Annotated in this window: 6 protein-coding genes; all 6 read right to left on the reverse strand. The window is 75.5% G+C overall.

What is annotated here, in order from left to right; genetic code table 11:
- Positions 1–62 precede the first annotated feature (62 nt).
- On the reverse strand, positions 63–2156 hold the full coding sequence (locus IAG44_RS44220) for a hypothetical protein (protein ID WP_187746163.1): 2094 nt from the start codon (positions 2154–2156) through the stop codon (positions 63–65).
- Positions 2140–3228: a hypothetical protein gene (locus IAG44_RS06500; RefSeq protein WP_187746164.1), complete on the reverse strand. Its 1089-nt coding sequence runs from the start codon at positions 3226–3228 to the stop codon at positions 2140–2142. Before IAG44_RS06500 ends, IAG44_RS44220 begins: the two co-directional genes overlap by 17 nt.
- Complete coding sequence (locus IAG44_RS06505; RefSeq protein WP_187746165.1) at positions 3228–4208, reverse strand: protein kinase family protein; 981 nt, start codon at positions 4206–4208, stop codon at positions 3228–3230. Before IAG44_RS06505 ends, IAG44_RS06500 begins: the two co-directional genes overlap by 1 nt.
- Positions 4205–6436 carry a hypothetical protein gene (locus tag IAG44_RS06510; protein ID WP_187746166.1) on the reverse strand — a complete coding sequence of 744 codons (2232 nt, stop codon included), beginning with the start codon at positions 6434–6436 and terminating at the stop codon, positions 4205–4207. The genes IAG44_RS06505 and IAG44_RS06510 overlap by 4 nt, the downstream gene beginning before the upstream one ends.
- Positions 6433–9810 carry a tubulin-like doman-containing protein gene (locus IAG44_RS06515; RefSeq protein WP_187746167.1) on the reverse strand — a complete coding sequence of 1126 codons (3378 nt, stop codon included), beginning with the start codon at positions 9808–9810 and terminating at the stop codon, positions 6433–6435. Before IAG44_RS06515 ends, IAG44_RS06510 begins: the two co-directional genes overlap by 4 nt.
- Positions 9811–9873: 63 nt before the next feature.
- Entirely contained in the window at positions 9874–12066 is a 2193-nt protein-coding gene (locus tag IAG44_RS06520) for a vWA domain-containing protein (RefSeq protein WP_187746168.1), read from the reverse strand.
- Positions 12067–12127: the final 61 nt, after the last annotated feature.

Raw genomic sequence — 12127 nt, forward strand, 5'->3', positions numbered from 1 at the left:
GGGACGGGGAGGTCAGGGGGAGGTAAGGGGCTTACTCCGCCAGGAGGCGGCCGGCCGGAGGGTCACCGGCCCAGGAGGAGGATCAGGACGACGAAGAGGGCGAGCAGGCCCAGGCCGAACGTGACGATCTTCGCGGTGTCGTCCGGCGGCGAGGGGGTGTGGCGGGCGGGGTCCGGGAGGGGCGGGCCGGGGTGCGGGAGCGGTGGGCCGGGGTGCGGGGGTGCGGTCGGGACGGCGGGCGGGGGCGCGAACTCGCCCACGGGGCAGGCCGGTTCGCCGTCCGCCTCGGGGAGGATCCCCTCCCACGGCCGGTGCCTCGCCAGGTCACGCCACAGTGGGGCGGGGAGGTCGGGCGCGGGGTCCTGTTCGAACAGGGCGCGGCGCCAGAACTCGCGGACGTCCGGGTGCTGCGGCCGTTCCAGCGTGTCGAGGATCCGGCCCACCGCTCCCGCCAGTTCGGGGCGGCGCAGGTAGGGCAGTACCGCCCAGCGGAACATCCGTACCGCGCCGGCGGCTCCCCCGTGCCGGTCGTTCTTCTCGGCGAGGGCCGTGCGCCAGGCGTGGCGCAGGTACACGCCGTGGCCGATCACCGTCGCCGCGAGGGTGAGGGCCTCGCCGAACGTCCGCCACCGCGTCCGCCGCTCCAGCGCCCACAGGATCGCGCGCGCGGCCTCGGGGGGCAGATCGGTGCGGGCGAGTTCGGCGCAGAGGGTGTGGTCGGGGAGGCGGTCGAGGTGCGTCAGGGCGGCGAGGAGGGGTTTCGGGTCCTGCCGGGTGACGTGCTGCCGCCACCACTCCGGGGAGGAGTACTTGGTGACACGGCCCAGCCTGCGGGTGCGGTAGGGGAGCTGGCGTTCGGGGAGGGAGGGGGGTGCGGAGGGCGCGGGCGGCGGGGCGCCGGTGTCCTCGGCGGGGGTACCGGAGTCGTACGGGTCGTAGGGGTCGTACGGGTCGTAGGACCTGGGGAGGGGAGGGAGGGGCGGCAGGAGAGGGAGGGGGGCGACGGGGTCGTACGCGGCGACGGGGGGCAGGGGGTCGGGCGGGGGTGACAGGGGTTGCACGGGGGCTACGGGTACTACGGGCTCGGCCTCGGGCAAGGACACCGGCTCAGGCACGGACACAGGCACCGGCTCAGGCACCACCGGCGCTACGGGTACTACGGGTACTACGGGTACTACGGGTACTACGGGATCGTCCTCCCCCACAGACACCCGCTCCGACGCCACCACCCCCGCACCCCCACCACCCCCCAACCCCAAAATCAACGCATCCAACCGCTCCCCCACCCCCACCCCCACCCCCGGCTCCCCCGGCCCCGGACACCCCCGCAGCACCTCACCCACCACCCCACCCCGCCCCGGCTCCGCGAGGAACAGCTCCACCAGCCGCGCGGCGACTTCGCGGGCCTCGTCACGGGGCGCGTCGCCGAAGGTGATCCGCTCCACGTCGGACCCTCCGACGGCCGACCGGGGCCACTCGGGCACGCACACGAGCCGCAGCCGCGCGTCGTCCTGGGTGTCGAAGGTGGCGTACGTGAGGAAGGCGTCCCCCAGCCACTCCCCCAACATCGCGCACACCCCCCAGATCAGCAGGGGCGCGTAGTTGACGTTCTCCAGGTCGTGGATGTCGCGCCGCAGGAACGTCAGCCGGCGCTGCGGCGTGCGGATGAGCTGGGCGACGGCCGCTTCGAGCGGCGTCCGGATCGCGGCCACGCCCTCCAGATAGACGGGCAGCGCCTCGTCGAACCGGCGCCGCACGGCGTCCGCGGGGAACGGGTCGAGCGTCCCGGACGCCGTGTCGGGCACGCCCAGCCACTCCCAGTGCCGCATGGCCAGCGTGACGGAGTCGCGCGCGCTGAGCAGCGCGGGGTCGCCGACGAGGGCGCGCGAGACGGTCGACTCCCGCCCGCGCGCGTCCAGCGAGGGCCTGCGGTGGACGACGACGGCGTCCCCGGTCGCGGGGTCGAAGCACCGCACGACGCTGGGCCGGCGGCTCTTCGCGCCCTCGACGCGCAGCAACGGCGCGAGCAGGGCCCGCAGTTCCTCGGCGCGCGCCTCGCCGCAGGAGTGCGCGGCGGCGGCGATGCCGGTGACGTACCGGTCGCGGTTGCCCTCCCAGCGGAACAGCAGCCGGTGGACCTCAGCGGAGTCCGCCACCGCTCACCCCTCCCGCGCCGCTCTCCTTGGTGAACATCCCGCACATGGCGAGGATCGAGACGAGCGGCCCCAGCACCCGCCGGGAGCGCACCCCTTGGGGGAAGTGGCTGTCGCGGGCGCTGCCCCCGGTCGCGGACGCGAAGTGCAGGGTGCAGCGCAGGGCGCTGTCGAAGGGCCGCAGCCAGCCGGGGTCGGCGTGGCGGCGCAGGAAGGCGTAGGCGTCGCGGCTCTCCTCGCGCAGCGCGCGCGGGTCGTGGGCGGAGTCCTGGGCGAGCCAGCGGTCGACGGGCGGTTCGAAGCGCAGCAGGTCGGCCTTGCCGACGACGAGGGCGCAGGGGATGTCGAGGTAGCCGTCGCGCAGCGGGAGCCGGTCGAGGACGGTCTCGAACGCCGGGTCGCTGCCGGTGAGTTCGAGTCCGGCGTCCTTGCGGGGTTCGTCGAGGTGGGGCAGGCGCAGGGCGAGCAGCGGGTCGACGACGAAGACGAGGGCGTCGACGCCGAGGAGGAAGCGCAGCAGGCTGTCGGTGCGGATCAGGTCCTCGCCGCCGAGGTCGAAGAAGGCGACGGGCCGTACCTGCCGGTCGGCGCCGGTGAGCAGCAGCGCTTCGACGAACTCGGCGAACGACGTCTGTCCGGTGCCCTCCAACTGCCGTCCCTGGCGCAGCCGGACGACGCGTTCACGGACGAACGCGGCGTGGTCGGCGGGGTTCACGGACTGCCAGCGCACGTCGTAGGGGTCGAGGCCGCCGCCGATGACCTCGGCGACCATCTGGGTGAGGAGGTGGCTCTTGCCGCTGCCGGAGGCGCCGATCATGGCGATGGTCAGGGGGCGGCCGTGGGTGAGGTAGGGGACGGGGATGAAGTGGGGTGCGCCCGACTCGCCGCCGGCGCACGCCTGGAACGCGGAGCGCAGGATGTCGGCGCGGCGCAGGGGGCTGACGAGGTCGGCGGGGTCGAGGCGTTCGTACTGCTGGGTCTCGGTGCGGCGGTGCAGGCGTGCCTCGTCGTAGTGGACGTGTTCGAGGCAGTAGGGGCACAGGATCCGTTCGTGGGTGCCGGCGGGCGCGGTCATCAGTACGCCCTCCCGCCGAACCAGCCCCGGCGGCGGGGCTGTTGGTCACCGGTCACCGACCCGGCGCCAGAGCCGGAGCCGTGGCCGTGGCCGCTGCCGGGGTCCTGGGGGACGACGCCGGCCGCCCTGCGTTTGCGTTCCATCGCGCGGTCGTACTCCTGCCGGTGGGGTTCGAGGGGGTCGGGGCGGGCCTCGGCGAGCGCGGCCGGGTCGGGTCCGGGCATCAACCGGGCGAGGACGCGGGCGGGTTCGGGGCGGGCCTCGGCGAACGGGGCGAAGGCGTCGCCGAGTTCGAGGGAGCGGTAGGCGGCGAGGTCGGCGGGCGGTCCGTCGGGGTCACCGGGGTGTCCGGCGGCGAGCTGGTAGACGATCTGGGCGGCGCTCCACAGCGCGTCGCGCGCGTCGGTGCGGCCGGTGCCGCGCCGCTGTTCGGGGGCGGCGTAGGGGGGTGTCCCGGTGGGCAGCCGGGGCCGGCCGAGGGGGACGGCGGAGGCGAGGTCCCACACCTGGACGTGTTTGCCGTCCCAGCGCACGGCCGCCGGCACGAGCCCCTGGTGGACGAGGCCGACGCTCTCCAGCAGCCGGACGGCGAGGACGAGGTCGCGTTCCACGGTGCGCTGTTCGGTGGTGGGGATGCCGTAGGAGAGGCGGGCGGCGCCTTCGCCGCGCGGGGCCTCGTAGAGGAGGAACGGCTCGTCGGCGTCCAGGTCGTGGCCGACGATCGCCGGGAACAGGCTGCGGTAGGGGGTGTCGCCGTAGGCGCGGTGGACGGCGAGGGCGGCGCGGGCCTCGGCTTCGAGGCGGGGCGGGCCGGTCTCGGGGTCGGCTGCGGTGAGGCGGACGGCGGGGCGGCCGTCGAGGGCGACGTCGTGGGCGGTGAGCGGGGGCGGGACGGTGCGGCGGCGGGGTCCGCCGAGGGTGGCGGCCTCGGTGCGGCGGGCGCCCTGCGGGGTGAGGAAGGACAGGCGGGTCTCGGTCACCAGGCGTCCTCGGGGTCGGCGGCGGTGCGGCGGACGGTGTGGACGACGCCGCGGCGCAGGGGCAGCAGGCGCAGGGTGCCGCTGTAGCGGCCGGGGAAGAGGACGGGCTGGTCGGCGGCCCAGGCGGGGCGGCGCGCGGTGTGCGGGGCGAAGGAGATCCGGGCGGTGTGGCCGGGGTCCTTGCTGAGGAGCGCGGACTGTTCGGGGGTGACGAGTTCGACGGGGACGGCGCCGTCGTCGTCGAGGTCGTGGGCGGGGATGCCGAGCAGGGCCTCGGTGGCGGGCCGGGGACTGCCCGGGCGGTGCGGGGAGGGGGCGACGATGCCGTGCCGGTTCAGGTGGCGGCGGGCGGCGTCGAAGAGGGCGCGGACGTCGGCGCGGCCGCGTCCGGGGGTCCAGCGCAGGGCGGTGCGGACGGCGGCGTCGAGGTCGTCGCGCAGGGTGTCGACCAGCTCCGGCCCGCCTTCGCCGGCTTCGCGGCCGAGCCAGCGGGGGACGTCCGTGTCGGCGGAGGCGTCGGCGGGTTCCGGGGGGACGAGGCGCAGGCCCTCGCCGAGGCTGTCGTAGGCGCCCTGGCGGGGGCGGGGGATGCCGGCGCACTCGCGGGCGGTGTCGGCGGCGGCGCGCAGGGTCCCGGCGGTGGCGCGGGCGAGGTCGGCGAGGTCGCGGCGCAGTCCGGCGGCCCACCAGCGGCGGTGGGCGCCCTCGGCGAGGAGCGTGTCGAGGGCGGTGAGGATGCGCGCGGCGTCGTCGGCGCCCGAGTCCCGCCACCACGCGTCCCGGGCCGCGCGCCGCGCCCTGCGCGCCAGGTGCCAGGCGGCGAGCAGGCCGCAGGCCAGGGCGGGGACGGGCGTCCAGGCGGGCGGGGTGAGCGCGCGGGCGGCGAGGAGGCCGGCGGCGGCGCCGGGCAGGAACGCGGCGCTCGCGAGGAGGCCGGCCCTGAGGTGGCGCAGGCCCGCCCAGAGCGCGGCGAGCACCAGCGCCGCCGCGAGCGGGACGAGTCCGGCGAAGGCGCCCGCGAGGACGGCGAGCGGGAGGTTCGGGCGGACGGTGAAGGGGTGGTGCGGGCCGAGCCGGTGGACGCGGTCGGGCGGGCACAGCCGGTCGGCGTCGGCGGCGACCTCGGTGCCCGTGGCGGGGACGACCTCCTCGCCGAGGACGACGAGGCGGGCGGCGACCGCGCGCAACGGGGCGCCCTGGTCGAGGAGTTGTTCGGTCGAGTCGCGCAGGGCGCGGCCGAGTTCGTCGAGGGTGACGGTGGCGGGCGCGACCTCCACCTCCCCGGCCGGCGGCTCCTCGTGCCGCAGCGTCTCGACGATCAGGGCCCGGTGGCGTTCCAGCGCCTCGGCGGCCTCGCCCAGCGCGCCGGCCGCCGCCCCGCCCCGGCGGGCCCGGTCGAGGGCGGCGAGGGCGCGGGCGCAGCTCGCGCGGGAGCCCTCCAGCCGGCCGCCGGGGACCATCCGGACGTCGGCCGCGCCCGCCGCGAGGAGGTCGCCGACGTCCAGCCTGCCGCCGGGGAAGGGGTGTTCGGCGTCCCCGGCGAGGCGGTGCAGGGCGTCGGTCCAGGCCCGGTCGCGGGCGGCCGGGGACAGGTCGTGCTCCAGGAAGCGGACGGCGGGGACGGCGGCGGAGTCGGCGAGTCCGGCGAGCTTGCCGAGGACGTCGTCGAAGAGGCCGCACAGGACGTCGACGAGGACGGACAGGGCGCGGGGGTCGTCCGGGGTGACGTCGGGGTCGCCCGCCGTGCGCGCCGCCCTGAGGTCGCCGGCCCACAGCAGGCCGCAGGACTCGCCCCGGAGGGCGGCGGGGCGGGTGAGGCGGGGTCCCTGGTGGGTGGGCCGGGACGGGGCATGGCCCTCGTCGGCGGGGGTTCCCCACGCGTCACCGTCCCCGGCGCCGGTCCCCCAGGTGTCCCACGTCTCCACCGGCCCGGCGAGCGGGTCCCACGTCTCTGCGCGGGCGGCGCGTTCCGCCGGCGGGGTCAGTTCCCCGACGGCCAGGGCGAGGACGGAGGTCCGCTTGCCGTAGGCGATGACGCGTTCGTAGACGGCGTGCCGCAGGTCGAGCCCGGCGGGGGTGTCGACGAGGAGGAACCGGTAGTGGCCGTCGGCGGGTTCGGGCCGGCCTGCCTCGCGCAGGCGTTCCTGGACGGCGGCCCGCAGTCCGTCGCGGCCGGCGAGTTCGGCGGTGCCCCGGCGCAGGTCCAGGACGATGACGGGGCTCGTCATTCGACGTCCTTCCAGGGGTCGCCGGCCTCGCCCGCGCCGGCCCTGCGGGCGGGGTGCTCGGCGCGGGCCGGGGTGGGGGCGGGGGCGGCGGGGGTGTCGGGTTCGTCGCCGGGCCAGCCGTCGGATCCGGCGGCGGGGCCGGCGAAGGGCGGCAGGGGGCGTTCGCGGGGACGCTCGCCGTCAGCCCGTTCGACCCAGGGAAACTCGCCCTGTGCGCGCGGTTCCTGACGGGGTGTCACATCGAGTTCGAGGAGGGCGGCGCGCAGGGAGCGCAGGGTGGGGGCCACGGCGTTCTTGTCGGAGAAGGGGGTGTCGAGGGCGGCGGGCAGGAGCTGGGTCCAGAACTCCAGGAGGGAGTGCGCCCATTCGGTGGAGGTGTGCACGGAGCGCGCCAACCGGTCCTGGATCAGGGCGATCTGACGGGGCGCCAGTTCCTCGACGAGGTGGACGTAGAGCGGGTGCGGGCCCTTGCCGGCGGCGGCGAGGCCGTTCGCGCTGTGTTCCATGAGGGCCTGGCAGTACGTCTCGACGACGGGGTCCTCGGTGAGCAGGGCGATCTGTTCGTAGGCGTGCAGGAGGCGGGCCCAGCCGGAGACGCCGCCCCGGCGGTGGTCGCCGAGGCGCAGTTCGATGCCGGGGAGGTCGGTGGTGACGTCGTCGGGAAGGGTGCTGTGCAGGCGGACGAGGACCTTGCCGGGTTCGTCGTCGGTGCCCTCGACGACCTCGACCTGACCCTTCCACAGGGCGCACAGCAGCCGGTGCAGGATCTCGCGGCGGTCCTCGGCGGTCGCGGCGAGCCATTCGCCGCCGCGGCCCAGGCGCTGGCGCCAGTCGAGGTAGTCGGCGTCGACCTCGGTCTCGCGGGCCGCCGCCCAGCGCTTGAGGACCTTGCGGACCTCGGGCACCTCGGTGAGGCTCATCTCGCGGCGGAACAGCACGACGGTGATCGAGTCCGTCTCGACGCCGTTGAACTCGGTGGAGCCGCGCGGCAGCGACAGGTGCTTGCGCAGGTAGTCCTCGACGGTGTCCTTGGCCGACGAACGCGGGTACACCACCAGGACCTTGAGCGGCCCGCCGCCCTCGGGCACGAAGCCGTGCGGGATCAGCCCGGCGATCTTGAACCGGAACTGGTCGAGGGCGGCCTTGCCGACGGTGTCGGCGGCGGTGGAGACCCCGGCCGCCGCCTCCAGCAGGACGGCCATGGACGGCAGGAGCGGCTTCTCGTCGTGCAACGTGCCGCTCTGCGCGAAGAGTTGCTTGATCCGCTGCTCGATCGCCGCCTTCACGGGCGCGATCGCCGCGTCCAGGTTGCGGCGGGCGATCGTGCGGGCCGCCTGCCACTGGTCGGCGCCGACCAGCGCGCGCACCAGCGCCGCCTCGTCGTCGCTGTCCCGCAGGTTCTCGCGTTTGGTGAGGCGTTCGCACAGGTCGGCGTAGAAATCGGTGAGGTTGTGCTGCGGGGGCAGCAGGTAGGAGACGCCGGTGCGGTCGTCGTACAGCTCCATCACCTGCGCCTTGTAGGCGCGCGGCTCCTCCTCGCGGTGCTTGTGGAACGCCTCGACGAGGGCGGCGATCTCGGCGGTGAGGGCGGTGGCCTTGGGGCGCCAGCGCTGCTCCTCCCTGCGCCACGCCTCGTGCCAGATCGCCTTGGTGCGGGCCACGTACCAGGTGTCCTGCTCGGCCTCGGTCCGCCGCCTCAGCTCCTCGTGCCGGGAGCGGGAGAGGCGGGCGGCGATGCCGTCCTTGAACTTCGGCACGGCCGGCGCCAGCAGGACCCGGTGCTCGCCGCCGCCGGGTTCGCGGCCCCGGTTCTCCAGCATGCCGAGCACACCCTGCCGGGTGACCGGGTCGGGGTCGCCGGGGACGCCCTTGACGACGCGTTCGACCTGGAAGGGGTCCATGGTGCGCAGGGCGCGCTCCAGGGCCGTCTGCGGCGAGAACTGCTCGGCGAGCACGGGGACGCGGCGCGCGACCCGGCGGCGCAGGTCCTCCAGCGTCGCCTGCATCTCCTTGAGCCGGGTGGCGAGGGCGTCCTCGATGCCGGCGCCGCCGCGCTGGGTGGGGCGCGCCTCGGGCGGCGGGAGGGGGTCGCGGTTCCACAGCTCTTCGAGCCCGGCGTCGGCGAACATGCGGCGCACCGTGCCGGCGTACTCGTGGCTGTGCTGCGCGGAGGCGTCCGCGAGCCGGCCCACGCCGTGCGCGAGCAGGCGCGCCGACACCAGGTCGGCGAGGGGTTCCAGGGGGACGGTCATGGCGGCGACGAGACTCGTGGAGACGCCCCGGTGCCCGATGCCGGACTTGGCGCGGATACGACGCTTGGCGTCGGAGTTGATGAAACTGGAGGCGAACGTCTGGTGCTCGTCGTCCCGTTGGGGTGCGTCACCCAGCTCCGCGCCGATCAGCGACATGATGAGCGACACCATCGAGCGGCGCAGGTCGTCCGGGCGGATCCCGGCGGTGCGGCTGAACAGGAACGCCGTCGGCATGACCCCGGTGTCCAGGCGCACCACACGGCCGTGCGGGTAGCGGATCGCGGTGCCGGAGGCGTGGTCGACGTCGCCGATGACGTCGTCCGCGACGGGCGCGTTCTGCTCGTCGACCAGCCGGAACAGGTCCACGACGGCCCGCGCGGCGTTGAGTTCGGCGTCCCGGCCGCCGCCCTTGGCGAGCGGGAACGCGGACGGCATGACGACGAGCGGGTAGATGCGGGCGCCGCTGAAGTTCTTCTCCTTGAACGCCTGCCCGATGAAGTGCAGGTAGTCGAGGAAGATCCCGGTGCCGGTGCCGCCCGCGACGGAGAACGCGACGAACACGTCGCACCCGGAGATCGGGCCGCCGTCGAGCCGGCTCAGCTCGCCACCGGAGCGGCCGATGATGTCGATGGCCTGCTGCAACGGGCCCATCACGGGCGTCAGGTCGTCGCGCAGGAGCGTCCCGAAGAGGGCGGCGCGGCCGACCGTCGGGAGCTGGCCCGCGCCGTTGCGCAGCGGGGTGATCCGGGGTTCGGTGGCCTGCGGGGGCAGCCAGTCGCGGACCTCGCGCGGGATCGCGGCGCGCAGTTCGCGCGTCACGCTCGGGGAGCTGTCGTAGCCCGGCAGCAGGTCGTGGGTGGCGCGGGCGGTGCGCGCGTACGCCGCCTGGAGCGCGGGCTCCACGCTCAGGTGCGGCAGCCGGCCGAGTTCGGCCTCGCTGTAGTCGGCGTACACGAACTGGAGGCATTCGGGCAGCTGGTAGCGCTGGGTGATGCCCACGGAGGCGAGGGCGGTGCCGTCGGGGCCGCACAGCGCGGCCCGCAGGCGGCGCTCCAGCTCGGCGCCGACGAGCCCTCCGGTGCCGCCGAGGCCGACGAAGAGCATCGGCTGGTTGATCTGCATGGGGTGCCTTCCAGCGGTCGGTTCACGGATCGGGGCGGCAAGTGCGCAGGCCGGGCGGCGGGTTCACAGGTCGGGGTGGCCGGCCTCGGACGCGTACGGCGACCAGGTGTCCGGCGGGGGCGTCGCGGCGACGGCGTCGACGACCTTCAGGACCAGGTCGTCGCCCGCGCTCAGCCCCTCGCCGGGCCGTACGGTCACCGGTTCGGCGGTGCCACGCCGCAGTTCGGCGTCCCCGGCGGGCGTGCGGCGCATGGCCCACTCCCCCTGGTCGGCGCGGCGCACGCGCGGACTGTCGCCCTCCTCCACGATGTCGAACCGGTACCAGCGGCCCCGCCCGTCGAGCACCGGGTGCACGGCCAGTTCACGGCCCCACGGGTCCTCCAGGACCAGCGTCCCGCGCGGCCTGACCGCCGCCCTGCGGCGCAGGAAGAGAAGGACGAGAACACCGCCGGCGGCGAGTACGAACACGGCGACTCCCGCGACGATCCAGGGCAGTCGGCTCTTCTCGACGCTGACGGCGACCGGGTCGAGGAGCTGGTCGACGAGGACCGCGCCGCTCTCGTCGGTGACGACGATCTTGCCGCCGAGGGAGGTGGGTTCAGCGCGGACGGGGAAGCCTAGGCGGTCGCCGACGCCGAGGGTGACGGTGAACTCCCGCGCCCCGGCTCCGGGTTGGACGGTGATGTGGCGCGGGGTGAGGGTCAGGCCGGTCGCCTCGGTGCCGGCGAACGCGAGGGTCAGGGTGTGGGGTCTGGTGTCCTTGTTGGAGACGGTCAGCTTCGCGTCGTGCGCCTGCCCCGGGTGCAGGCTCGCGCCGCCGAGCGCGAGGGCCGCCTCCAGGGACTTGCCGGGGGTGAAGACGGCGGCGGGCTGGCTGCGGACGTCCGGCCGCAGCCCGACGGCGGACACGCGGGACGTGAACATGAGGGCGCCGGACGCTTGTTGAGGGACCGTCACCTTGCCGGTGAACCGGCCTCGTCCGTCGCCGGTGAGGCGGATCGGCACCGGCGTGCCGATGCCCTTGCCGGTGAGGGTGCCCGTGACGGTGATGCCGCGCAGGTCGCGCGGGGCCGGCCGGGTCTCCTCGCGGGTCAGGATCGGCACCCGCATCTCGACCTCGCTGCCGGGGGCGGGCGCGTACTCGCTGAGCGAGATCGTGGAGCGCACCGCGCCGTGCCACAGGACGCTCACCGTGGCCGTCCGGTCCCGGTGCCCCTCGGGAGCGGCCAGCTCGACCCGCCAACTCCCGGGCAGCGGGCGGGTGATGCGCAGCGACTCGGTGGCCCGGCCCTGCCCGGTGAACGTGTACGTCGAGTCGTCGTCCCGCGCGCCGGGCTCGATCCGGCGCCCGCGCGGGTCGTAGTAGGCGGCGGTGACCGCCGGGTCGCCCTTCTCGACGACGATGGTGCCCTCGGTGGCCAGCGGCGAGATCCGGACGGCGAGTTCGCCCGGCGGACGCCGCGAGCCGCCCTCGTCGCGGTAGAGGCAGCGGGACGTGGCGAACGCGTCCTGGAGGGCGCCGCCGATCTTCTCGGGGCTGTCCGCCATGTGCGGCCTGGGGCGGGCGTCCGGCAGGTGCGCGTCGCAGCCCGCCTGGTAGCCGGCGCCCGCCATCCGCCCGAGCGCCTTCTCGTCGGCCTCGCCGAAGCCGAGCGGCCAGATCTGCACCTTCGCGGCGGCGGCGTCGGCGAGCACGTCCGCGAGGTCCTTGCGCGCCGCCTCCCGGGCCGAACGCTCGTCCAGGTTCCGGTACTTGAGGCTGCCCCGCACGTCCAGGACGCCGTCCGTCATCAGGAACAGGACGCGCGGGTCGGTGTCGGGGGCGGTGCTCAGGTCGGTGACCGCCTGCCGGATCACCTCGATGAAGTCCGTCCCGGCGCCCTCGTGCTGCTCGCGCCGGCGCAGGCGCTGCGCGCAGTCCGGGGTCTTCTCCCGGCCCAGCGCGTCGAGGGAGCGGGGCGGGCAGACCTTGTCGACGGCCGTCTGGCCCGGCTCGTCGGCGCTCGCGAAGCCCAGCACCTCCAGCGTGGAGCGGCTGGACGGCTCGCTCACCGCGATCGTGCCGACGGCTTCCCGCTCGCGCTCCACGTCACCGGCGCCGAGGCTGGCGGACTGGTCGACGGCGACGACGTAGTGGACGGGCCGGTCGGTGCTCTCGTCCGCTGCGGCCGTCGGTGTGAGGGCGGCCGTGCTCATCACCGCCGCCGTGGCGAACAGGGCCCCCAGCCGGGTGTACCGGCCCCTGGAACTGGTCAAGTCTCGGTGCTCCCCTGAACTCGTCACCTGAAATCGTCACCTCATGAGTCGCCCCTCTCCC

This window comes from Streptomyces roseirectus, assembly GCF_014489635.1.
Lineage (GTDB): Bacteria > Actinomycetota > Actinomycetes > Streptomycetales > Streptomycetaceae > Streptomyces > Streptomyces roseirectus.